At 69.0% G+C, this 23262-nt stretch carries 19 protein-coding genes and 1 pseudogene; 12 read left to right on the top strand and 8 right to left on the bottom strand.

Features of this window, described 5'->3' with window-relative positions; all coding sequences use genetic code 11:
• Nucleotides 1–6: 6 nt before the first annotated feature.
• Nucleotides 7–1212, top strand: a complete 1206-nt coding sequence (locus ACIA8G_RS19580) for a cytochrome P450 (protein ID WP_396419974.1) — start codon at nt 7–9, stop codon at nt 1210–1212.
• An 84-nt stretch (nt 1213–1296) separates the two neighbouring features.
• On the opposite strand, the gene ACIA8G_RS19575 is transcribed toward ACIA8G_RS19580, so the two are convergent.
• Entirely contained in the window at nt 1297–2280 is a 984-nt protein-coding gene (locus tag ACIA8G_RS19575) for a fatty acid desaturase family protein (protein WP_396419973.1), read from the bottom strand.
• A 158-nt stretch (nt 2281–2438) separates the two neighbouring features.
• Between ACIA8G_RS19575 and ACIA8G_RS19570 the strand changes: the two genes are divergently transcribed.
• A complete protein-coding gene (locus ACIA8G_RS19570; protein WP_396419972.1) occupies nt 2439–3647 on the top strand; it encodes a GNAT family N-acetyltransferase in 1209 nt (402 codons plus the stop codon).
• Here ACIA8G_RS19570 and ACIA8G_RS19565 read toward each other — a convergent pair.
• A complete protein-coding gene (locus ACIA8G_RS19565; protein WP_396419971.1) occupies nt 3576–5132 on the bottom strand; it encodes a flavin-containing monooxygenase in 1557 nt (518 codons plus the stop codon). The two genes, ACIA8G_RS19570 and ACIA8G_RS19565, sit on opposite strands and share 72 nt — an antisense overlap.
• A gap of 91 nt (nt 5133–5223) precedes the next feature.
• On the opposite strand from ACIA8G_RS19565, the gene ACIA8G_RS19560 reads away from it, so the two are divergent.
• Both ACIA8G_RS19560 and ACIA8G_RS19555 read left to right on the top strand, forming a co-directional pair.
• Nucleotides 5224–5862 carry a TetR/AcrR family transcriptional regulator gene (locus ACIA8G_RS19560; RefSeq protein WP_396419970.1) on the top strand — a complete coding sequence of 213 codons (639 nt, stop codon included), beginning with the start codon at nt 5224–5226 and terminating at the stop codon, nt 5860–5862.
• Between the two features lie 3 nt (nt 5863–5865).
• Nucleotides 5866–6390: pseudogene (locus ACIA8G_RS19555) on the top strand (class I SAM-dependent methyltransferase); the annotation flags it as partial.
• Nucleotides 6391–6462: 72 nt separating this feature from the next.
• Here ACIA8G_RS19555 and trxA read toward each other — a convergent pair.
• Together trxA and ACIA8G_RS19545 are read right to left on the bottom strand one after the other, a co-directional pair.
• Nucleotides 6463–6783, bottom strand: a complete 321-nt coding sequence (gene trxA / locus ACIA8G_RS19550) for a thioredoxin (RefSeq protein WP_396420546.1) — start codon at nt 6781–6783, stop codon at nt 6463–6465.
• 14 nt (nt 6784–6797) lie between these two features.
• Complete coding sequence (locus tag ACIA8G_RS19545; RefSeq protein WP_396419969.1) at nt 6798–8519, bottom strand: cytochrome c biogenesis protein DipZ; 1722 nt, start codon at nt 8517–8519, stop codon at nt 6798–6800.
• Nucleotides 8520–8700: 181 nt separating this feature from the next.
• On the opposite strand from ACIA8G_RS19545, the gene ACIA8G_RS19540 reads away from it, so the two are divergent.
• Both ACIA8G_RS19540 and ACIA8G_RS19535 read left to right on the top strand, forming a co-directional pair.
• A complete protein-coding gene (locus tag ACIA8G_RS19540) occupies nt 8701–9345 on the top strand; it encodes a fasciclin domain-containing protein (RefSeq protein WP_396419968.1) in 645 nt (214 codons plus the stop codon).
• Between the two features lie 129 nt (nt 9346–9474).
• A complete protein-coding gene (locus tag ACIA8G_RS19535) occupies nt 9475–12654 on the top strand; it encodes a S8 family serine peptidase (protein ID WP_396419967.1) in 3180 nt (1059 codons plus the stop codon).
• 60 nt (nt 12655–12714) lie between these two features.
• On the opposite strand, the gene ACIA8G_RS19530 is transcribed toward ACIA8G_RS19535, so the two are convergent.
• Complete coding sequence (locus ACIA8G_RS19530) at nt 12715–13326, bottom strand: response regulator transcription factor (protein WP_396419966.1); 612 nt, start codon at nt 13324–13326, stop codon at nt 12715–12717.
• A gap of 204 nt (nt 13327–13530) precedes the next feature.
• Between ACIA8G_RS19530 and ACIA8G_RS19525 the strand changes: the two genes are divergently transcribed.
• The 4 genes from ACIA8G_RS19525 to ACIA8G_RS19510 all read left to right on the top strand — a co-directional run bounded on the left by ACIA8G_RS19525 (nt 13531) and on the right by ACIA8G_RS19510 (nt 17801).
• Nucleotides 13531–14106 carry a carboxymuconolactone decarboxylase family protein gene (locus ACIA8G_RS19525; RefSeq protein ID WP_396419965.1) on the top strand — a complete coding sequence of 192 codons (576 nt, stop codon included), beginning with the start codon at nt 13531–13533 and terminating at the stop codon, nt 14104–14106.
• 166 nt (nt 14107–14272) lie between these two features.
• Nucleotides 14273–14518, top strand: coding sequence for a hypothetical protein (locus tag ACIA8G_RS19520; RefSeq protein ID WP_396419964.1), 246 nt, complete (start codon nt 14273–14275; stop codon nt 14516–14518).
• A gap of 106 nt (nt 14519–14624) precedes the next feature.
• Nucleotides 14625–15944, top strand: coding sequence for a cytochrome P450 (locus ACIA8G_RS19515; RefSeq protein ID WP_396419963.1), 1320 nt, complete (start codon nt 14625–14627; stop codon nt 15942–15944).
• Nucleotides 15945–15992: 48 nt separating this feature from the next.
• Nucleotides 15993–17801, top strand: a complete 1809-nt coding sequence (locus tag ACIA8G_RS19510; protein ID WP_396419962.1) for a DUF6461 domain-containing protein — start codon at nt 15993–15995, stop codon at nt 17799–17801.
• A 10-nt stretch (nt 17802–17811) separates the two neighbouring features.
• Here the strand turns inward: ACIA8G_RS19510 and pheA are convergent, their stop codons facing one another.
• From pheA to ACIA8G_RS19495, 3 genes are all read right to left on the bottom strand, one after another.
• Nucleotides 17812–18705, bottom strand: coding sequence for a prephenate dehydratase (gene pheA / locus ACIA8G_RS19505; RefSeq protein WP_396419961.1), 894 nt, complete (start codon nt 18703–18705; stop codon nt 17812–17814).
• A gap of 79 nt (nt 18706–18784) precedes the next feature.
• Nucleotides 18785–19594 (bottom strand): flavodoxin-dependent (E)-4-hydroxy-3-methylbut-2-enyl-diphosphate synthase, encoded by an 810-nt coding sequence (locus ACIA8G_RS19500; protein WP_396419960.1) that lies wholly within the window; start codon nt 19592–19594, stop codon nt 18785–18787.
• Entirely contained in the window at nt 19585–20421 is an 837-nt protein-coding gene (locus ACIA8G_RS19495; protein WP_396419959.1) for an IclR family transcriptional regulator, read from the bottom strand. Before ACIA8G_RS19495 ends, ACIA8G_RS19500 begins: the two co-directional genes overlap by 10 nt.
• A gap of 483 nt (nt 20422–20904) precedes the next feature.
• On the opposite strand from ACIA8G_RS19495, the gene ACIA8G_RS19490 reads away from it, so the two are divergent.
• Both ACIA8G_RS19490 and ACIA8G_RS19485 read left to right on the top strand, forming a co-directional pair.
• On the top strand, nt 20905–21720 hold the full coding sequence (locus ACIA8G_RS19490; protein WP_396419958.1) for a class II aldolase/adducin family protein: 816 nt from the start codon (nt 20905–20907) through the stop codon (nt 21718–21720).
• A gap of 12 nt (nt 21721–21732) precedes the next feature.
• Complete coding sequence (locus tag ACIA8G_RS19485) at nt 21733–23250, top strand: FAD/NAD(P)-binding protein (protein ID WP_396419957.1); 1518 nt, start codon at nt 21733–21735, stop codon at nt 23248–23250.
• Nucleotides 23251–23262: the final 12 nt, after the last annotated feature.

The raw sequence follows: 23262 nt of genomic DNA, 5'->3' as shown, positions 1-23262 counted from the left end.
ACCGCAATGACCGCAGTGCAGCAAGGCCTTCCGATGGACCGCGACGTCAACCCGTTCGACCCGCCCAGCCAGATCACGCAGCTGCGCTCGACCCGTCCGGTCAGCCCGATGCTCTTCCCCGACGGCCACGAGGGCTGGCTCGTCACCGGCTACGACGCCGTCCGGCAGGCGTTGGCGGACACCAGGTTCAGCTCGCGGCAGGACCTCGGGATCATCCACATGCCGTTCCCGACGCCCGGCATGCCCGAGCAGACCGAACCGTCCCCGCAGACGCCGGGACTGTTCATCAGCATGGACCCGCCGGACCACACCAGGTTGCGCCGCAAGCTCACCGGGGCGTTCACCGTCAAGCGGATGAAGGCGCTGGAAGAGGGAATCGCCGAGATCACCGAACGGCAGCTGGACGAGCTGGCGAGCCTGACCCCGCCGGTCGACCTGGTGAAGGAGTTCGCGCTTCCGGTGCCCTCACTGGTGATCTGCGAGATGCTCGGCGTTCCGTACGCGGACCGCGAGACGTTCCAGGCGAACTCCTCCAAGTTCATGGAACGGGAGGTGAACCTCGAGGACAAGATGGCCGCGTACATGGCGATCTACACGTACCTGTCCGAACTGGTCACGAGCAAGCGCGCCGAGCCCGATGACGACCTGCTGTCCGACCTCGCCCGCGACGAGGACCTCAGCATCGAGGAACTGATCGGCATGGCGTTCCTGCTCCTGCTGGCCGGCCACGAGACCACGGCCAACATGCTGGCACTGGGCACGTTCGCGTTGCTGGAACACCCCGAACAGCTGGCCGCACTGCGGGCGGAGCCGGAGCTGATCCCCGACGCCGTCGAGGAACTGCTGCGCTACCTCGCCGTCGGCGATGTCTTCTACCGGTACGCCGCGGAGGACATCGAGTTCTTCGGGGAGACGATCCGCGAGGGCTCGACCGTGATCCTGTCCCTGCTGGCCGGCAACCACGACCCGGAGCGCTACGAGAACGCCGACGCTCTGGACGTGCGCCGCAACGCACGGGGGCATCTCTCGTTCGGGCACGGCATCCACCAGTGCCTCGGTCAGCAGCTGGCCCGCATCGAGATGCGTACCGGGTTCGAGGGACTGCTGCGCCGGTTCCCGGGGCTGGAGCTCGCGGTTGCGGCCCGTGAGGTGAAGCTGCGGACCGACATGAACATCTACGGCGTGCACGCCCTGCCGGTCACCTGGGCGTAGTTCGAGGCCGGGTGTGCCATGGGCACCCGGCCTCTGCGGCTGTCAGGCGGTGAATCCACCGCGCCGACACGGATCTGGCGGGAATCAGACCCTGCGTTCGCGCAACGGCGCCGCGACCTCGTGCAGGTGCTGCAACACGTACCCGTACGACCGGAACAACCCGCACTGCGCATAGGAGATCCCGTGCTGAGCGCAGAACTCGCGCACGATCACCTGCGCGTGCCGCAGGTGCGGCCGCGGCATGCTCGGGAACAGGTGGTGCTCGATCTGGTAGTTCAGCCCGCCGAGCAGGAGGTCGACGAACCACCCGCCCCGCACGTTGCGCGAGGTCAGCACCTGCTTGCGCAGGAAGTCCAGCGTGTGCCCGGCCGACAGAACCGGCATGCCCTTGTGGTTCGGGGCGAACGAACACCCCATGTAGAAGCCCCACAACGCCTGATGCACCAGGATGAACGCCACGGCGTAGACGGGGGAGAGCACCCAGAACACCACGGCCAGGTACACCACGACGTTCGCGATCATGAGGTACCGCTCGCGGCCCGAGTGCCGGATCGAGTGCCAGTGCAGCGCGAAGCCTTCGAGCAGCAGCAGCGGGAAGAACAACGCGGCCTGGTGCGACGCGATCCACCGCAGCGGCCCGCTCTTCGCCGCGCCCTGCCGCTGCGTGAACGCCAGCACCGAGATGTCGACGTCCGGGTCCTCGTCCTCGTGGTTCGGGTTCGCGTGGTGGCGGTTGTGCTTGCCGACCCACCAGCCGTAGCTGACCCCGACCAGTCCGCTGTGGACGAGCCCGGTGATCTCGTTCCACTTCCGGGAGCTGAAGATCTGCTTGTGGCCCGCGTCGTGCCCGATGAACGACAGCTGGGTGCTCATCACCGCCAGCACGACCGCCACCGCGAGCTGCCACCAGGAGTCCCCCAGCAGCGCGAACGCGACCCACGCTCCCGCGTAGACCAGCAGGTTCGCGGTCATGCGGACGTAGTAGTTACCGCGCCGTCGCCTGAGCAGGCCTGCCTGCTTGATCGAGGCGGCCAACTGGGCGAAGTCGCTCGCCTGCCGGGTTGTCACCCGCGCAGCATGACATGCCCCGGCAGCCGCCCCGTGCACGCCTGATGAAGCTGACGCAAAGCTGACACATCACCCAAACGTGGCACGCCCCTCGTAATTCGGTTGATCCGGCCACCGGGCGACGCTCCACTGTGCCCGAACACGAGCCTGGGGGCAGCATGCAGATCCGGTCCACCACCGCCGCCGACCTCGGAGTCTTCGTCGACACGGTGCACACCGCGTTCGGGCGCTTCCCGGACGCCCCGGCCGGCGCTGACGGCGTCTTCTGGGCGGCGCTCGAGATGGACCGCAACCTGCTCGCCGTGGCAGCGGACGGGCGGCCGGTCGGCACCGCCGCGGCGTACTCCTTCGAGCTCACGCTGCCCGGCGAGGTGATCGTCCCGGCCACCGGGGTGACCAACGTCGGCGTCCTGCCGTCGCACCGGCGTCAGGGCGTGCTCACGGCGATGATGCGGCGTCAGCTCGCCGAGGTGCGGGCACGAGGGGAGTTCCTCTCCGTGCTGCTGGCCGCCGAGGGCGCGATCTACGGCCGGTTCGGCTACGGCCCGGCGACCTACACCCGGCGGCTCACGGTGCAACGTCACCAGTCGGCGTTCGCACCGCCCCGAGCGCACGACACGGCCCCCACCGGCTCGGTCGAGGTGCTGCACCGGGAGCAGTGCGGCGAAATTCTGGAGCAGGTCTACGACCGGTACCGCCGCACCCAGCCAGGCGCGTTGTCGAGGCCGCACCGCTGGTGGGCGCGCCGCGCCGGGCAGCCCCCGATCTCCCCGGCGGCGCGCTACGTCGCCGTCCACCGCGACGCCGGCGGCAGCGCGGACGGGTACGCCAGCTACGCGCTGGCCGACGGCACCCTGACCGTCGACGAGACCGTCGCCACCACCGACACCGCGTTCACGGCGCTGGCCCGGCTCACGCTCGACCACGACCTGGTCACCCAGGTGGTGTTCAGGCACTTCCCGCCGGAGCACCCGCTGCGCTGGCAGTTCGCGGACATCAACGCCGGTCAGATCAGCCACGACATCGACTGGCTCTGGGTGAGGCTGCTGGACGTTCCGAACGCCCTGACCGCGCGCGGCTGGTGCACCGACGGTGAGCTCGTGCTCGACGTCGGCGATCCGTTCCTCGGCGAGCACGGCCGCTACCTGCTGACCGTGCGGGACGGCAAGGCCGAGTGCGTTGCCACGGATCGGGAGCCCGACCTGTCGCTGGACGTGCGCGATCTGGGCTCGATCTACCTCGGCGGCACGGCCCCGAGCGCGCTCGTGCGGGCCGGGCACGTCCGGGCCCGCCACTCAGGCGCGGTCACCCTCGCGGACGCCCTGTTCCGGGCCGAGCGCGCCCCGCACTGCCTGCACTGGTTCTGAGCCTGCCTGGATCGGCGCGAAGTTGTAGTGCGCCAACGGGAACCGTCCGGCGGCGCGGTGGGCGTCGATCGTCGACGTCGGCCGCAGCAGGGTGGCCTCGCCGTGCTGGTTGAAGTAGTAGCTGTGCGCCGTCGAGCACTGGCCGAGTGAGAACACCGAGTTCTCGGCGACCTTCTTCCGCATCCGGCCGAGGAACTCGTCGTTGGCCTGCTGGGTGACCTCGAAGACGGCGGCGCCGCGGTCGTGCATCGCGGTGAACAGCCGCCGCACGTGCTTCATCTGGCACTCGATGGTCGTGAAGTACGACAGGCCGCTGTAGGCGTAAGGACTGTTGAGCGACAAGAGGTTCGGAAAGCCGGGCACCGTCATGCCCTCGTACGCCTGGAACCTGTGCTGCCGCCACCACGCGCCGAGGTCCTTGCCGTCCCTGCCGATGATCTCGAACGCGGGGAAGTTGGTGTCCCAGAGGTTGAATCCCGTGGCCAGCACCAGAACGTCGATGTCGGTGCGCCCGCCGGCGGTGACGATGCCGGTCGCGTCGACGTGGTCGATGGTGGCTGTCTCCAGGTGCACGTGCGGCTGGGTGAAGGCGCGGAAGTAGTCGTTGGAGAACGTGGGGCGCTTGCAGCCGAACGAGTAGTCGGGCGTGAGCTTGCGGCGCAGCTCGGGATCGCTGACCTGGCGGCGGAGGTGGGCCCGGCACCACCGTTCCGCGATCCGGTTCACGACGCGGAGCTGTTTGTAGTGCACGACTCCCGAGATCATCATCATTTCGAGGATCGTGCTGCCCACCAGCCGCACGGCGCGCTGAACGACCGGCAGGGCGGCGAACAACCTCCGAAGTGGACGCGGCACTCGGTAGTCGGGCTTCGGGCTGACCCAGATCGGGGTGCGCTGGTAGACGGTGAGCGCGGCGGCGGTTTTCGCGAGTTCGGGGATCAGCTGCACCGCGGTCGCGCCGGTGCCGATGATCGCCACGCGTTTCCCGGTGAGGTTCACGGAGTCCCACGCGGCGGTGTGGATCACCTTGCCCTGGAAGGTGCCGATGCCCGCGATGTCGGGCGTCCTGGGCTGGGAGAGGAAGCCGGTCGCGGTCACGAGATACCTCGCGGTGACCGTCTCACCGTCGTCGGTGGTGACCCGCCAGTGGTCCTCGTGCCAGGCCGCGCCCGTGACCGCGGTGCCGAAACGCATCGACCGGCGCAGGTCGTACTTGCGGGCCACGTGCTCGGCGTAGCGCTTGAGCTCCTCACCCGGTGCGAACAGTCGCGACCAGTGCGGATTCGGTTCGAACGAGTAGGAGTAGGTCGACGACGGGATGTCCACGGCGAGGCCGGGATAGCGGTTCACGTGCCACGTACCGCCGAGGTCGTCCTCGCGGTCGAGGATCAGCAGGTCGTCGTGCCCCAGCCGCTTGAGCTGGATCGCCGCGCCCATGCCGCCGAACCCGGCTCCGACGATGACGGCGTCGTACCGCGGACCCATACGGACCTCCAGCGGAATCACGTGTCAGTTTCGGAACCGTATGTCAGTTCTGAGGTGATCGCAAGAGTCCGCAGGTCATAGACTTGCCCGCATGACGTCCAGTGCCCAGTCCGTCAGCCGCGCCGAGCGCAAGAAGCAGGAGCTGCGCCGCGAGATCATCGACGCGGCGTTCGACTGCTTCGCCGAACGCGGCTACCACGCCACCGGAATCGCCGACGTGGCAACGCGGCTCGGCATCGGGCACGGCACCTTCTACCGCTACTTCCAGAACAAGCGGGACATCGTCGACCACGTCATCGACGACCTCGTCGGCCGCATCACGACGGCCCTCACCGCCGAGAACGCCCCCGATGCGGTGTCCACCCTCGACGAGTACCGCGAGCAGTCCGCCCGCATCGGCGAGTCGCTGGCCCGCATCTTCAGCGAGGACCCGCGCATCCCGCGGCTGCTGCTGTTCGAGGCCCCCGGCATCGACAGGCCCATGGCGGAGCGGGTCCTCGACCTCTTCGACGTGGCCGCCGCCCTGACCGCCGCCTACCTCTCGCACGGGGTCGAGCTGGGGTACCTGCGCGCGGGCCTCGACGTCGACAGCACCGCGAGGGCGATCAACGGCATGATCCTCGGCTCGGTGATCTCCTCCCTGCGCACGCCCGACGCCGAGCACCAGCGGCGGCTCAGCGAGGCCGTGCGGCGCGTGATGTACGACGGCATCGCCGCACGCGAGGCCTGACGCGTGACGATCGAACGCACGAGCCGGGCATATGGGCGGCGGGCCGACGAGTACATCGACCTCTTCGGCACCATCGAGGCGGCCGCACTGCCCGACCGCGAGCTGGTGGGGGCCTGGGCCCGCCGGCACCGCGGCGGGCGGTTCCTCGACGTCGGGTGCGGGCCGGGACAGTGGACGAACTGGTTGCACGAGCAGGGAATCACCGTCGTGGGGGTCGATCCGACGCCGGAGTTCGTCGCTCGTGCGCGGAAGCGTTTCCCGAACGCCGAGTTCCGGGCCGGCCGCGCCGAGGACCTCGACGTCCCCGACGCGAGCCTGGCCGGCATCCTCGCGTGGTTCTCGCTGATCCACACGCCACCGCAGCAGATCCCCGGCGTCCTGGCTGAGTTCGCCCGCTGCGTCGAACCCGGCGGAGGACTCCTCCTGGGATTCTTCGAGGGGCCAGAGCTGCTGCCGTTCGATCATGCGATCACCACCGCGTACTTCTGGCCGATCGACGTGCTCAGCCGCGCTGTCGAAGAGGCCGGGTTCTCCGTCACGGCCCGCGAAGCCCGCGTTGATCCCGGAGTTCGGCGGCAGGGCGCGATCGTGGCGGTCCGTTCAGAGCCAGGAGGAGAGCGCCGCCAGAATGTCCGCGCGGCGCCGTGGCGAGGCGAGGGTCGCGACAGGCTGCCCGTCGGCGAACAGCATCAGCGTCGGGATGCTGAGCACCCGGTAGCGGACGGCGATGCCGGGGTTGGCGTCGATGTCGACCTTCACGACGGAGATCGCGTCCTGGTACTCCTCGGCGATGCCCGTGACGACCGGGCTCAGTGCCTTGCACGGTCCGCACCAGGGTGCCCAGAAGTCGACCAGCACGGGCTTGCCCGCGGCGAGAACGGTGGTGTCGAAGGAATCCGCGGTCACGTCGGTGAGCTGCATGGTGAGGTTCCTGATCATCCGAAGGTGAAGGAGAAGGCCTGGACGCCGGGACCGACGGTCACGGTGGTCACGCCGGCCCGGATCTCCGGCGTGGCGAGCAGCCGGTAGGAGTTCGGCGTGCCGTCGACCTGGATGGTCTTGGTCTCGCCGTTGAGGTCGTAGGTGACGGTGCCGCTGCCGGACAGCACCATCCGCACCTCCTTGGCGCGGTAGTTGAGCCGGATCTGGCCGGAACCGCTGGTGGGCGTGATGTTCTGGCTCGTGAGTGTCCACGCGCCGGCCAGAGCGAAGGTGTCCGTGCCCTGGTTTTCGGGGAACTGGAAGGATTTCTCGCCACTGGTGTAGGTCTCGGTGCCGGCGAAGTTCACGCGCTTGGTCGAGCCGAGGTAGGTCTCGCGGGTGATGTCGGCGACGACCGGGGTGTCGTCGGCCAGTTCGGTGGCGGGCGGCAGCCGCACGCCCTGCTTGGCATCGTTGAGGAGTTGGCGGATCAGCTTCTCCGTGACCTGGTAGTCGCCCTCGCCGAACTTGATGTGCCGCACGGTTCCCTGGGCGTCGATGAGGTAGTGCGCGGGCCAGTAGCGGTTGCGGTAGTTGGTCCAGGTGCCCAGGTTGTTGTCCAGCGCGACCGGGTACGTGATGCCGAAGTTCTGGGCGGCGGACCGGACGTTGCCCGGTTCCTTCTCGAACGCGTACTCGGGGGAGTGCACGCCGATGATCTGCAGACCGGCGTCGCGGTAGGCCTTGTCCCACGCGGTCACGTGTGGCAGCGAGCGCTGGCAGTTGATGCAGGAGTACGCCCAGAAGTCGAGCATGACGACCTTGCCCCGCAACGACTTCAGGTCGATCGCCTGGTCGCCCTCGGTGTTGAACCACTGCTGGATGCCGGTGATGTCCGGTGCGGTGCCGCAGCTCTCCAGCTCGGTCGCGCCGTCGGAGCACCGGTCGAGGTCCTTGTTCTGGTCGTTGACCAGACCGCCGAGGTTGAGCGCCTTGCGCACCTGCTCGGAGTTGTTGACCCTGTCCTGCAACGAGCTGGTGTAGTCGGGGATGACCCGCTGCAGCAACTGGGGCAGGTTGAACACGAGGCCCGCGGCGAGCGCGATCATCACCACGCCCGCGGTGATGCGGATGCCGCGCTGGCGCTTGCGGAACGACTGCACGCGTTCGGCGACCCGGCGGCCGGCGAGTGCGAAGATCAGCAGCGGGATGGCCGCGCCGACGGCGAACGTGAGGGTGAGGACGACGGTCTCGGTGCCGATCCTGCCGGTGGAGCCGGCTACGGTGATCGCGGCCAGCACCGGTCCCGCACACGGCACGTACACCGCGCCCAGCGCCAGGCCGAGGGTGAACCCACCGCGGCCGGCGTCCGGATTGCGTTGCGGGATCCAGGTGAACGGCTTCTCCAGCAACTGTTCGAAGCGCGGCACGATCAGGCCGACGCCGATCAGCAGGAGCACGGCGATCCCGGCCCAGCGCAGGACGTCCTGAGGCAGGTTGAGCACGGACAGCAGGAGCGACCCGAACAGGGTGACCAGGCTGAAGCTCACGACGAGTCCGGCGATCACCAGGTAGGGCCGGGCACGAGACGGCGCTTTGGTCGCCAGCGCCACTCCCGTCGTGCGGGCGCTCTGGGTGCCGCCGGAGAAGAAGATGACCGGCAGGACGGGCAGGATGCACGGCGAGATACCGGTGACGAGGCCGCCGATCAGACCGATCAGTGCGAGGGTCAACATGTGGGGCCCTACTCGGGTTGGTGGGGGTGCGTGATGCCCCTGGTTCGGGGCTGATCGCGAGCCGGATTGCTCATGGCGCCGAAGCGCTCCGCAGGTTCGTGGGAAACCAGACCAATCCGGTGGCCGAGGGGCGGCGAATCAGGGGAAGCAACCGTTCGACCACCCCTGGGAGATGTCCGTCATGAACACGACCGTCCGCAGCACCGTCCTGGCCATCGGCGCCGCTTCGCTCGCCCTGTTCGGCGCGGCGTGTGGCTCGGGTGACATGGCCAGCACCAACACCAGCAATGCACCCACCTCGACGGCCCCATCGTCGGCCGCGATGGCCGACCCCGCCCGCGACCTCGTCGGTCCCGGCTGCGCCGACTACGCCAAGCAGGTGCCCAGTGGCGCCGGTTCGGTGGCGGGCATGTCCGCGGACCCGGTCGCGGTGGCCGCGAGCAACAACCCGTTGCTGACGACGCTGGTCGCCGCCGTGTCCGGCAAGCTCAACCCGAAGGTCGACCTGGTCTCGACGCTCAACGGCGCCGAGTTCACCGTGTTCGCGCCGGTCGACTCGGCGTTCGCGAAGATCGACGCCGCGACGATCGAGAAGCTCAAGACCGACGACGCGCTGCTGGCCAAGATCCTGACCTACCACGTGGTGCCCGGTCAGATCGCGCCCGACAAGATCGCCGGCGACCAGAAGACCGTGCAGACCGGCACCGTCAAGGTCACCGGTTCCGGCAACGCGCTGAAGGTCAACGACGCCAACGTGATCTGCGGCGGCGTGCACACCGCCAACGCGACCGTCTACCTCATCGACTCGGTCCTGCTGCCCCAGTAAGGCCGAATCGGAGGAACAGCGCATCATTCGGGCAGATGACCCGAAGCGAGACAACAAAACCACTCTCTGCGGTATCTGTGTCACACAGGGCGACATCCGCCCTCTGACGCAGAACAAGGGGAGTTCGCGTTGAAGAAATCCATTCTTGCCGCCGGGCTCGCGGCGGCCGTGGGTATCACCACGGCCGCCGTGCCCCCGGCCACTGGGGAGACCGTCGCATCGCCGCAGGTCGACGCGGGCGATCTGACGACATCGGTCACGCTGATCACGGGTGACCACGTGCACGTGGTCAACGGGCAGGTGCGGACGCAGGCAGCGAAAGGCCGTGAGGACGTCCGCTTCCACCACTACACCGACCAGCGGGGCAACCTGCACGTCATCCCGCTCGACGCCCAGTCGCAGATCTCGGCGGGCACGCTCGACCAGCGGCTCTTCGACGTCTCGCTGCTCGCGCGGTCCGGTTACGACGACGCGAAGCGCGACACGATCCCGTTGATCGTCCAGGGCGGCGCGGGGCTGCGCTCGGCGGACGCGAAGTCGTTGCCCAGCATCGACGCCCACGCGGTCACGGCGGACAAGAAGGGCGGTTTCTGGTCAGCGGCGCGGACGAGCGGCGCGGCCAAGGTGTGGCTCGACGGCAGGATCACCGCCACGCTCGACCGCAGCGCCGCGCAGATCGGCGCACCGCAGGCCTGGCAGCAGGGTTTCACCGGTTCCGGCGCCACGGTCGCCGTGCTCGACACCGGCATCGACGTCACGCACCCCGACCTGCAGGGCTCCGTGGTGGAGGAGAAGAACTTCACCCCGGCCGCCACCACGGACGACAAGTTCGGCCACGGCACCCACGTCGCCTCGACGATCACAGGTGCCGGCAAGTACAAGGGCATCGCGCCGGACGCCAAGCTCGTCAACGGCAAGGTGCTCGACGACTTCGGCGGTGGCAGCGAGTCCGGCGTCATCGCGGGCATGGAATGGGCCGCCACCAAGGCCGACGTCGTCAACATGAGCCTCGGCACCAACACTCCCAGCGACGGCACCGACCTCGTGTCGCAGGCCGTCAACCGGCTCACCGCCGAGCACGGCGCGCTGTTCGTGGTCTCGGCGGGCAACTCCGGTGGCCCGGTCGCCTCGCCCGCGGCCGCAGACTCCGCGCTGACCGTCGGCGCGGTCGAGCGCGACGAGAAGCTGGCGGGCTTCTCCAGCCGCGGTCCGCGCACCGGTGACGGCGCCATCAAGCCGGACATCACCGCGCCCGGCGTGGGCATCGTCGCGGCGAAGGCCAAGTTCGGCGTCATCGGCACCCCGGTCGACGAGGGCCACGTCGCCCTGTCCGGTACCTCGATGGCGGCACCGCACGTCGCGGGCGCCGCGGCGATCCTCGCGGCGAAGAACCCCGCGTGGTCCCCGGCGGACATCAAGACCGCGCTGATGAACAGCGCCAAGCCCTACCCCGACTCCAGCGTCTTCGACCAGGGCGCCGGACGCGTCGAGGTGGCCCGCGCGGTCACCACGAGCCCGGTCGCCAGCCCGGCCAGCCTCAGCTTCGGCACGGCTCAGTGGCCGCACGAGGACGACCAGCCGGTCACCAAGAAGATCACCTACCGCAACACCGGCACCGAGCCGCTCACGCTCGACCTGACCGTCGCCGAGCAGAAGCCGGCGGCGACCGGCCTCTTCAGCGTGTCCCCGGCGAAGCTGACCGTCCCGGCGGGCGGCACCGCCGAGGCCTCGATCACCGCCGACACCCGCGTGCCGGGCCCGGACGGCGTCTACGGCGCCGCGATCGTCGCCTCCAACGGCACCCGCGTGCCGATCGGCGTGCACAAGGAAGAAGAGAGCTACGACCTCACGCTCAACTACGTCGGCCACGACGGCAAGCCGGCCGCCGCGCGGCGCTACCTGTTGCTCGGCATCGACCGTCCCGGTTACCAGGCAGGCGAAGCCCCGACCGGCACGGTGAAGATCCGGTTGCCCAAGGGCCGGTACTTCCTGAGCACGTTCTTCGAGACGGCCAGCGCCGACCCGAACACGCGCAGCAAGCTCACCGTGGCGTACGAACCGTCCATCGAGGTCACCGGCACCAAGACCGTCACCTTCGACGCCCGCACCGCGGCCGAGCCGTCGATCACCGTCGACCGCCAGGAGGCCTCGTCGGCGAGGGCCTCGCTGTCCGTCCGGATGAGCACCTCGACCTTCGGGTTCGGCAGCGGCTGGGGCATGCGGGAGTGGAAGGACTTCTACGTCCACCCGTCCGCCACGTCCGCCGCGGGCCTCGAATGGTCGGCCGTCAGCGTGTTCGCCAGGAAGAACGCCGACGGCGGCTTCTACGGCAGCCCGTACCAGTTCCACTCGCAGGCCGCGGGCAAGGACAGGCTGCCCGCCGCGATCAAGCACAGCGACCGCGAACGGGACATGGCCCAGGTCGACGCCACGCTGAAGGCCCGCGTCCCCGGCTCGAGCGGCGACCGCAACGGCGGCGTCTTCGGCCCGCTGCCGTTCAAGCTCACCGAGTTCTACACGCCCGGTGTGCCGTGGTACCGATCGCTGGCCGAGGAGGTCGACCCGACCGCGTTGCCGGTCATCGTCGACGAGGCGAAGGCGAAGACGTTCCGGCGCGGTGCCAAGAGCACCGAGCAGTGGAACACCGCCGTGTTCGGTCCTGGTTTCCCCGCGGTCGGGCCCGAGATGACCGGGGCGTGGGCCGGGCGGCTGGGTGACCAGGTGTTCGTGAACACGCCGGTGTTCGCCGACGGCTCCGGTGAGCGCACGACGTTCGATTTCGGCGCCAGCACCGGCACCACGAGGCTGACCGCGAACGGCCAGGTCGTCGCCGAATCCCCGACGCCGGGCCGGCTGTTCACCCCGGTGCCCGCGGCGAAGACCACCTACCAGCTGCACACCGAGGGCAACCGCGCCCCGCTGTCGTCGAAGGTGACGGCTGACTGGACGTTCACGTCCGAGACCGCCGCGGCCGACAAGACGAAGGTCCTGCCGCTGCTGGCGGTCCGGTTCGAACCCAAGCTCGACGACCACAACCAGGCACGGGCGGGCAGCCTGCTCACGATCCCGGTGACGGTGCAGCGCAACGGTGCCAAGGCCGACGTCACCGATGTGCGCACGCCGCAGGTCGAGGTCTCCTACGACGAGGGCAAGACCTGGCAGCGGACCGTCCTGTTCAAGGCGGGCAACAAGTGGCTGCTCACCTTGCTGCACCCGAAGAACGCGAAGTCGGTGTCGTTCAAGGCAAAGGTCAGTGACGCGCACGGGTCTGCCGACCAGGCGGTCGTCCAGGCGTACACGCTGAAGTGACGCGGGCGGGGAGAGGCCGCCCACCGGCCTCTCCCCGCTCACCGCCCGCCTCCGGCGTGCTCAGATGACGCCTGCTCGCGCGGCGTAGGCCACGGCCTGCGACCGGTTGCGCAGGTTGAGCCTGCCCAGCACGCCGGAGATCACGTTCCTGATGGTGCGCACGGAATAGCGAAGTTCCTTGGCTATCGCGGACAGTTCGTGGCCGTCCGCGATCAGGCGCAGGACAGCGATCTCGCGCTGATCCAGCCCGATGGAGCCGGCCTGGCGCTCGGTGGACTCGCGGAGGATCTCCTCGAGGTTTCTGATCATCAGCCCGGTGAGCCGTGCCGGGAAGGCAGCACCGCCCGACGTGGCAACGCGCACGGCCTGCGTCAGGTGTGCCGCGGTGAACGCCGTACGCGGAATGACGCTGACCACTTTGCACTCGACGGCGTTCAGCAGGTCCTGCTCGTCCAGGTCGGTCACGATCAGCACGACCGGAGTGCCGAGCGTCTGCGCGTTGCGACGCATGTGCGCTCTGGTCGAGGCTGTCAGCCGGTCGGTCGCCAGGACCAGCACCTGTGCCTGTGCCCGCTCGTCGGAGCCGAGCACGGCGCAGTTGCCGCTCGAGGCGAGCACCGTGACGATGCCGATCTGGGTGAGTGGGTCGTCTGCCTCGACTGCGATCTTCAAACGTCTCACGATGTCTCTCCCCACGTTGCCTCAGCGTGCGGACCGAAGAAGGCGACCGTTGGCATGCGGTCGAACGCTAGTAACGGGGCGGGCGCTCAACAACGAGCATTCCGCCTGGCGGCACGATTCCTGTGGCCCGTCATCGCCTCGGGTAGGAAACGGGCATCAGCGTCATCGTCGTGCGGAGGGTTCATGATCTCCCCCATGCCCCGTGTCCATCCCGTTCCCCGTGATCAGCAGGTGGGTGAGGTCGCCGAACTGCTAGGTGTGTTCACCGGCGGCGGTGCCGTTCTGCGCCACCAAGGCGACCACCCTCCGCTCAACGCGCTGGCCACGGTGGTGCGCAACCCGGCTCTCTTCAGGGTTCTGGTGCCACAGGTGCGCTATCTCGCCAACGGCGCGCTGCCCGAACGGGATCGTGAGCTCGCGCTCCTGCGCATCGCGGCACGCGTGCCGTGCCCCTACGAGTGGGCGCAACATCGTCCGGCAGCTCAGCAAGCCGGGGTGACGGACAGCGAGATCGCCCGCGTGGCAGAGGGCTTGCTGGACGACCACTGGGACGATCACGACCACGCACTGCTCACCGCCGTGGACGAAATGCTCACCAAGGCCGACGTCGCCGACGAGACCTGGGCGCGGCTTGCGCGGCGTTACGCGGAAGCGCAGCTGATCGAGTTCGTCGTTCTCGTCGGTGAGTACCAGAAACTCGCAATTCTCCTCAACGTGTTGCGCACACCGATTGATTCGTGGCTCGGCGGCGACGCTGTTCCGCCGAGTTGAACAACGGTGGAGGTGGCGTCCCGTCGTGGCTACCTTCAACGATGTGCCCAGGTCTGACAGCTTTCGAGCAGCCTGAGGCGCATTCCTGAAGTTCCGCTCGACGGTGATTCGGGGTGAATCCACTGTGGATGCTCAGAAGATCAACAGACGTGTCGCGCTTCATCTGGTGAGCTGCTCCAAAATCGTCGTCGACGGCTCGGTGATGTGCCGCGCTCACGGCGGCGATCTGGACGTCGGTGTGTTCGCCTCGCTTGTCGCTCTCGAGGAGCGGAAGTACGTGCAGCGCACCGGCGACCTCTGTTGCTCCTGCGGCAGGTATCTGGTCCGGCTCACCGTCTCGGGTCTCCAGCTCCTGTCGTGGCTCGACCGCGAGACCGCTCAGGCGGAGCTGGCCCACGCCGCAGCGGCTTGAAGTCTTGGCAAACAACCGTTCCGTGGTGTGGAACAGGCCGAGAAGGTGCCGGTCGGGGTCTCATAGCCTGAGCCGCCCTGCCCAATGATCTTGACGGGACTGGCCCATGGCCCAAGCGCCCATTTCCGACGGTCCGCGGTCCTGGCCGATCGTCGGCGACCTGCCTCAGTTCGGCCGAGACCCGTTGCGGTTCTTCACCACGCTCGCGAAACGCGGCCCGATCGTGCGCTGGCGGTTCGGCCGGCGCCCTGCCCTGTTCCTCAGTGAACCCGGCGTGGTCGCCGAGCTGTTCGCGGCCGACGGCGCGACGTTCGACCGGCCGGACTCTCCCCTGGCGTTCCGGATGCTGCTCGGCAACAGCGTCGCGCTCGCCAGCGGCGAGGACTGGCAGCGCAAGCGGGCGCTGGTCGGGCCGACGCTGCGGCCCAGGCAGGTGCGCGGGTACGCCGCCACCATGGTCGACTGTGCCGACGACCTCGTCCGCGACTGGCGGCCGGGCGACCGCGTCGATCTGAAACGCGAGATGGCCCGGCTCACGCAGAGCGTCCTCATCCGTGCGGTGTTCGGCGGGGAGAGCACACCGGCCGAGCGCAACACCATGGCCGAGGCGGTCGACCGGGCCCAGCTGTTGATCGGCAAGGAGCTCGGCGGCCTCGGCGTCGTCCTGCCCGACCGGGTGCCCACTCCCACCCGCAGGCGGCTCGCCCGTGTCGTGGCGGAGATCGACGAGGTGATCAGGACCATCGTCGCGAGGATCAGCGACGACGGCAGCTCTCGCTCGGATCTGCTGAGCAGGTTGCGGCGGTCGGACGACGGCTGGCCGGCGCTGTCGGCGCGGGAGCTCAGGGACGAGACGGTCAGCCTGTACGTCGCCGGGCACGAGACGACCAGCAACGCCCTTTCCTGGCTGTGGTACCTGCTGGCACGCCATCCGCACGTGCGCGACCGGATGCACGCCGAACTGGACGAGGTACTCGCCGGACGTCGTCCGGGCATCGACGACTGGCCTCGGCTGGCCTACGTGCGAGCGGTCGTGCAGGAGACCATGCGCATCAGGCCGGTGGCGTGGATGATCACCACGGTCGCGGGGGAGAACACGGTCATCGGCGGGCACCACGTGCCGCGTGGGACGCGGCTTTGGTGCAGCCCGTGGGTCACCCACCGCGACCCGCGGTGGTGGGACGACCCCGAGGAGTTCCGGCCGGAGCGGTGGAGCGGGCCGGTGTCGTCGGAGGCCTACTTCCCGTTCGGCTCCGGTCCGAGGGGATGTCCGGGAACGAACTTCGCGATGGTGGAGTCCGTGCTCGTGGTGGCCAGGCTGGCCCAGCAGCACGTCTTCGACGTCGATCCGGGTGAGATCCGCCCGGCGCCGCTGCTCACGTTGCAGCCCAAGGGACCTGTCATGGCGACTGTGTCGTCGCGCTGACGTTCTGATGAACGCGGTGGACCCGCCCGGATCGGAGGACGTCGGCCAGTGCTGCGGTTGAGCGTGCTCGATCGGTTGGCGAACGAGCCGGTGCGCTCGCCGTCAGGTCTTTATGCGCTGCACTACGACTCGGACGGCGTGGCCGTGCTGACCAACACCACGACCGGCGAACGACGCTGGCGTGCGGGTCCACCGGACCAGCCCGCCGCGGGCAGCCTCGTGCTGACCCGCGCGCGGCAGCTCGAGGTCTGGCGCGGGGGCGACCGGGTCGTGTGGAAGTCCGGTATCGGCGCGCCGTGGGCCTTCTCGCTGGGGGTGACCGACGACGGCGACTTCGAGCTCTACGACCACGCGGGCAAGCGGTTGTTCAACTCCCGGACCGGTCCCGGTGACGGGGTGCCGATCATGGACGAGGCTCCCGTCGGCGAGATCACCGGTGACCGTTACCTCGCCAGGTCCGGACGCAAGCACCGGTTGGTGAGCCGGACCGCGGACGGCGGGTTGCGGGTCGAGGTCCGCAGCCTGCGCGGCGGGTCCGTCGAGGTCCTCCCGCCCGCTCTCGCGCGGTGGATGGAGCAGGACGGCACGGTCCTGACGTGGCGGGTTCGGCCGGGCGTGCGGCTCGGCGACCGGCTGACGCTCTGCCTGGTCCGTGTGGACGGTTCGGTGGCGTGGTGCGACGAGAAGAGTCTCGTGTGGACAGAGCAGCCCGCTGTGTGGCACCGGCCCGGCGGGCACGAACTGGTGGCAGGTGGCCGGTTGCGGCATCAGTCGCTCTCGTCGCCGTCCGGCGCCTACACGTTCAAGCACGAGCGTGACGGCGACCTGGTCCTGCGTGAAACCGCCACCGGCGTCGTCGTGTGGCGGACCGGTACCGGCTGGGCCGGCGATGGCTGCGTGGAGCTCGGCCAGGACGGCGATCTCGTCCTCCGCAACAACTGCGGAGCGCCCGTGTGGCGCTCGGAGACCACCGGCTCGGGCAGGTTGATCCTCGATGATGACGGGCGTCTTTCACTGCTCGGCAAGAACGAGCGCGTGCTCTGGACTGCCGGTGCGGCCGAGGGGCGGGCCGCACCGGCGGTCGACGTGGCACGCGGCGCAACGATGCGGCACGGCCAGCTCCTGAGCCACGGGTCGCTCACCTCGCCTGACGGTGGGACGGTGCTCTCCCACGAGGCGGACGGCAGGCTGGTCCTGTTCGGATCGGACGGTCGCCCGATCTGGAGCGGGCAGGACTCCGTGTCCCACAGCGAGTTTGCTCCCGATGGCGCGGTGCCGGGCATCACGAACGTGTCCGTGCTCGCGGACGAACTCGTCGTGGCGGCCGGCGAGGTCCGCCTGTCGTCGCGAGGAGAAGTCTTGTGGCGCAACGGCAGGCTGGCGCGCGGCGAGGATCGCGCATCGTGGATCACCGGTCTGGCACTGGAGAGCTTCTGCCTCACGGTGGTCCACGACGTGGCTCCGGACGAGGCCCTGCGACGACTGGGTGTTCCCGCGGCCGACGTCGCCACCGGGACGTGGCGGCAGCTGCTCGAACGGGCCGAGCTCGACGAGGCCGAACCAGGTGACCTGGTGGTGGCGGCCTTCGCGCTCGGCGCTCACACCCTGCTCGTCGAAGACATGAGCAAGGTGGGTGTGGAGTCGCCTCGGTTGTCTGCCGGGACTTTCGCGGTCTCGTACTGCAGTCAGGCCGGCGGCGAAACGGTGCTGGTCGTGTTCCGGGGTGGTGAGATCGCCGAGAAGCACCAGCACACGAGCGCGGGTGACGGTGTCGCGCTGTTCTGCCGGACCGGGGGAATCAGCCCGTCCGGCAGCGATGTGGCCGCGGACGCGCGAATCGCGGTGGTGCTTCCCTGACCCGGGCTACTCAGTCGAGCCTGCGGACGAACGCCGCGGCCCACGGCGGCGTTGCGGCAGTCGAGCCGGGGTACGTGCGGGCCCCGTCGTGGCGGGGGAACGAGCCGATGAACCGGAGGTCCTTCGTGCGAGTGCGCAGGGAAGCCAGCGCTTCGCGCACGCGGTCCTCCTCCCGGTGCCCGTCGAAGTCGAGGTAGAACCGGTACTCGCCGAACCTGCCGGGCAACGGCCGTGACTCGATGCGGGTCAGGTTGATCCCGCGCCCGGACAGCTCCTCCAGGATCGCGGCCAGCTCGCCCGGCCGATGGGCGGCGACCAGGACGATGGACGTGCGATCCGCGCCGGTCCTGCTGGCGTGGGTGGTGTGGTTCGTGAGGAGCAGAAACCTCGTGGCGGCGTCCCCGCGGTCCGCGATGCCCCGCGCCGCCACCTCGAGCGGGTACCAGTCGGCGGCGACCGGGGCGGTGATGGCGGCGTCGAACTCGTTGTTCACCACGCCGACCGCCGCTGCCGCCGTGGAAGACGCGGGAACCTGTTCCGCGCCGGGCAGGTGTTTCCCGAGCCAGCCGCGGACCTGGGCGAGCGCGTGCGGGTGGCTCGCGACGGTGCGGACCCGGCGGAGATCGGTACCCGGCCGGACGAGCAGGGAGAACGCGATCGGGAGCACGACCTCGCGGATCGCGGTGACCGGTTCGTCGTCGGCGAGGGCGTCGAGGGTCGCGGAGACCGATCCCTCCACCGAGTTCTCCACCGGCACGCAGGCGAATTGCGTGTCGCCGGCGCGCAACGCTCTGATGGTGTCGGGAATGGTGGGCAGCGGGATGAGATCGGCATTGTCGTCCAATGCCCTGCTGGCTTGTTCGGTGAAAGTGCCGCGGGGTCCGAAGAATGCGATGGTGGCCATGAAATCGGAGGCTACCTACGTGCCGAACGGCTCACGGGCGCGTTTTCCACCTGATGGCACGCCGTATTCACTTCAGGGATCAGCTGCGCACCTGCAGCGCCAGAAGGACTTCTCTGCCGATATAGGCCTGCACAACGGGTCCACCGGCGGACGACAGCCACACGCTGTCCCCGATGCCCTCGCTCAGGAGCTGACCGCAAAGCGCGGCCGTGCGCGCGATGTCGACCATGTTGCCGGTCTCCTGGAGAAGCGAGAGCTGCAACGGGTAGTCGCACGCGACGGCGAGCATCCGGATGGTCTGCAGGGTGGTCGACGGTTCGGCGCAGGAGACCGCCAGGTGCAGGTTGGTGAAGCTGTGCTCCTCGAGCACGGCGCAGTTGCGCAGCCCTGCTTCCGCGAGCAGGAGCGCGCGATGCCTGCCGAAGCGCGTCCCGACGGTGGCGCCGACCACGAGCTCGATCGACATGGCGGCGGTGATCGCCACTCGCGCGATGCCCGATGCGTTCTGCCGGAACCGTTCCTCGTCGTCGACGACGACCCGCACACCGGCGCAGCCCGCCTTGCACGCGTACCGCATCGCCTCCACGGTCGCCGGGATCTCCGCGACGATCGGGATCGGGCTGCCCCGCACGACCGCGGCCAGGCAGGTGCAGTGAGCGGGTTCCCACCGCTCGATCCGGAAGATCTCGCAGCCGACGGCGGCAGCGCGTTTCACCGTCGTGGTGAGCGCTTCGACGGTGGCGTGGGCGTCCGTCGAGGCCTGGACCGCGACGGCGTGGTCGCTGCCCAGGCGGACCGATCCGGTGACGGTCTGCCTGGTGGCACGCCTCCCGCTCAACCAACCGGCGGGTGCCGGGGTGGACAGAGTTGTGCTGGGGGCTACCAGCACGCCGCACGCTCCGCGGGGAACACGCTGCTGACGGCCTGACGTGCCTGGTGGCAGATCTCCCTGATGCCGGCGAGCACCTCGCGGCTCGTGATCCTGGCCGCGGGCCCGGTGATCGACACGGCGGCGACCGCGCTCAGGTCGTGCCGGAGCATCGGTGCGGCCACCGTCGCGAGACCGCTCCCGTTCGCCAGGCCGATGCAGATGCCCTCCCTGCGGATCCGCCGGAGGTCGCGGACCAGGGGCCCGTCGATCGGCAACGGCTGGTTCATGCTGGAGGAGTAGGCGAGCAGCACCCTGCCGATCGCGCCGGACTCCGCCGGCACCCTGGTGCCGGGCCGGAACTGGCACCGGGGCGACCACTGACCGCGCAGCATGTCGATGCAGAGGGCCTCCTCGCCCGAGGGGACGGCCAGGTGGATGGTCCCGTGGGTGAGCGCGTACAGGTCGGCCAGGAACGGCATCGCGCGGTCCTTCAGCGCCGCGAGCTGCCGGTCGCGCTCCTCGTCGGCGAGGCCGGTGAACCGGTGGCCGAGCTGGTACTTGTCGTCTTCTTTTCGCACGAAGCCGTAGGTCAGCATGATCTTCAGCAGCCGGTGCGTGGTGGACTTCGCGAGCTGCACCCGGCGGGCGAGCTCGGAGATGCCGACCGGCGGGGCACCAGGGGTGAACGCCTGCAGCAACAGCAACGCCTTCTGCACCGCGCCGAGCGGGCCGGGGTCGATGTCGTTGTCGGTGCCGTCGCAGTGCGCGTCTCCTCCCGCCGGCAGCACGACCGCCGCGACAGCGCGAGTGATGAAGCGCTTCTCCTCCATGTCGACGTTGATCACCTGGCACCTCTCTCGATCGACCTGGATCGTGGTTCGGTCCCACTGTGGGGCGGGTCACTCTGCTGTCGCTCTCGCCGGACTCACCTCGCGTGACGCCTGCTGTACCGAGGGTGAGTACCGGGTTGTGGCCCGATCGGCTCATTAGTGGAGGTCGATGCCGCCGCGGCTTGTTTCGGTGGTTCTCGCCTCGCGGTGGACGGTGAGATCTGCGTGCGTGCGAGGAGCGGGCTCACCCGCCTGGCGCAACGCAAGGGTGGCGATAGTGCCGGAGCGTGTCTGACCGGTTTTACTCACGTTGCCGGCCCGTGTGCATTTTGCGTTTTCGTGCAGCAAGTTTTCCGTCCCGTGGAACGCCTATTGCCCTTTCCATTCGGTGGAACGATCAATTGGCGTTGCATGTTGTAATCGCTACGTTGCGAATTGTCACCGACGACCGGTGCCGGTCCTGGAATAGATTAGCTCGTTTCAACCGGAGGAATTCCGATGACGAATGTATTCGCCGCAGAACGCCCTGAGTTCCTGGCTGACACCAAAACGGGTCTTCCGCTGAGCGACGAGCCTCAGTTCGGGAATGTCGAGGAAGAGCGCCTGCACCGGAGGAGGGAACTGGCCGCGGCTATGCGCATCTTCGGCAAGCTCGGCTACGGAGAGGGCGTGTCGGGGCACATCTCGGTGCGAGACCCGGAGGACCCCGACCTGTTCTGGGTGAACCCGTTCGGCGTCCCGTTCGAGCTCGTGAAGGTGCGCGACCTGATCTGCGTCGACGGCAACGGTGCCGTGGTGCGCGGCGCGGGCAAGGTCAACCCGAGTGCGTTCGTCATCCACTCGAAGATCCACGAGATGAACCCCGGCGCCGGCGCGGCCGCGCACGGTCACACGATCTACTCGCGGGCGCTCGGCTCGCTCGGCAGGCTGCTGGAACCGCTCGACCAGGAGTCCGCCGCGTTCTACGAGGGCCAGGTGTTCTACGACGAGTACGAGGGGCCGTCGATGACCGTCGGCCAGGGCGAGGACATCGCCGGCAAGCTCGGCGACAAGCGGTCGATCCTGTTGCGCCACCACGGGTTGATCACGGTCGGCGAGACGCTCGGTGAGGCGATCCACTGGTTCCTCACCTACGAGAACTGCGCCAAGGTCCAGCTTCTCGCGGCGGCGGCGGGAAAGCCGATCCCGATGACTCCCCGGCAGGCGCGGTCGGCGCGCGACGGCGGGTTCGGTGACGCGGGCCTCGGCCGGTTCAGCTTCGAGATGTACTACCAGACCATCGTCGCCGAGCAGCCCGAACTGCTCGAGGACTGAGGAGAGACACCGATGGTCAAGATCGCTGTGATCGGCGGGGGAGCGGCCAGCTCCTGCGTGATCGAAAGTCTCGCCAAGAACCTCGCTCCCGCGGCGGCGGTGGACATCACCGTGTTCGACGCCGGTCCGAACCTGTGGTCCGGAAGCGTGTTCCAGCCGGACGTGCCCGAGGCGTTGGCGAACGTCGGTGTCGAGGACATGTCCCTGCGGTCGTGGGACATCCACCACGGCGCTCGCTGGTTGCGGGCGCGCGGACACGACCGCTACGTGAGCACCGTCAACACCAACGCCTTCCCGCCGCGGGCCCTCGTCGGCGAGTACTTCAAGGACACGGTGCGCAGGACGATCGCCGATCTGCGGGAGTACGGCTCCACCGTCACGGTGCAGGCGCAGCGGGTCACCGCCATGCACCGCGTCGGTGGGATGTGGACTCTGCAGACGGATGCGGGTACGCGCGAGTCGTTCGACTTCGCGGTGCTCGCCCTCGGTGGCGCGGGCGCCTACGACCCCTACGGGCTGGCCGGCTCACCGGGGTACGTCGGCACTCCCTACCCGATGCACAGCTCGCTCGCCGAGGTGCCGCAGGACGCCCACGTCGGCATCATCGGCACCGGGCTGACGGCGATCGACGTGGTGATGGGCCTGCGCGGGCAGGGACACCGGGGCCGGATCTCGCTGATGTCGCGGCGCGGCCTGCTTCCGTCGGTGCGCCGGGCGCCGTGCTCCTACGAGCCCGTGCACTTCACGGCCGAGAACGTCGAACGGCTGGCCGCGGCGGGTGGAGGACTGAGCCTGGGTGATGTTCTCGAGCTGGTCAGGCGAGAGCTCGCGGCCGCGGGCGCGGACCTGTCGGCGATGGCGGACGAGCTCGCGGACGACTCTTCGCCGATCGACCGGTTGCGGTACGACCTCGCGCAGGTGAACAAACCGGACATCGGCTGGCAGGTGCTTCAGAAGGTCGTCACCACAGCGGCGCAGACCGCCTGGTTCCTGTTGCGCGACAGGGACAAGCACCACGTGAAGTTCAGCTTCCACCACCTCGTCATGAGGTTGTGCTGCCCGATGCCCCCGGAGAACGGCGCGCGGCTGCTCGAGCTGCTCGAGTCCGGGAGGCTCGACGTGCGGTCGGGTCTCAGAGGGATCGACGTGCTGCGCGAGGGTGGGCATCGCGCCGTGTTCTCCGACGGGGTCCTCGACGTCGACTACACGGTGGACGCCGCGACCCCGGCGGTGCACAAGATCGCGCCGCCGGCCCGTTCCCTCGTCGATTCGTTGATCCTCAACGGATGTGCGGTGCCGCATCCTCACGGTGGCCTCCGGCTCGATCGGCACACCAGCCGGGTGGTCAACGCGCACGCGGTGGCGGACGCGAGGCTGTACGCGGTGGGAGACATCACCCACGGCGCGTTCCTGTTCACGTTCGGCATTCCGGTGATTGCGGATCGAAGCACCCAGATCGCCACCGCGATCCGTGACTTCGTGCTCGAGGGATCGATGGCTCGGTCCGGTGGTGTACCAGTGGTCGCGTAGCCCTGCCCCATG

This window comes from Lentzea sp. NPDC051213, assembly GCF_044455585.1.
GTDB lineage: Bacteria > Actinomycetota > Actinomycetes > Mycobacteriales > Pseudonocardiaceae > Lentzea.
The sequence above is the reverse complement of the archived record's forward strand: the minus strand, read 5'-3'. Positions and strand labels throughout refer to the sequence as shown.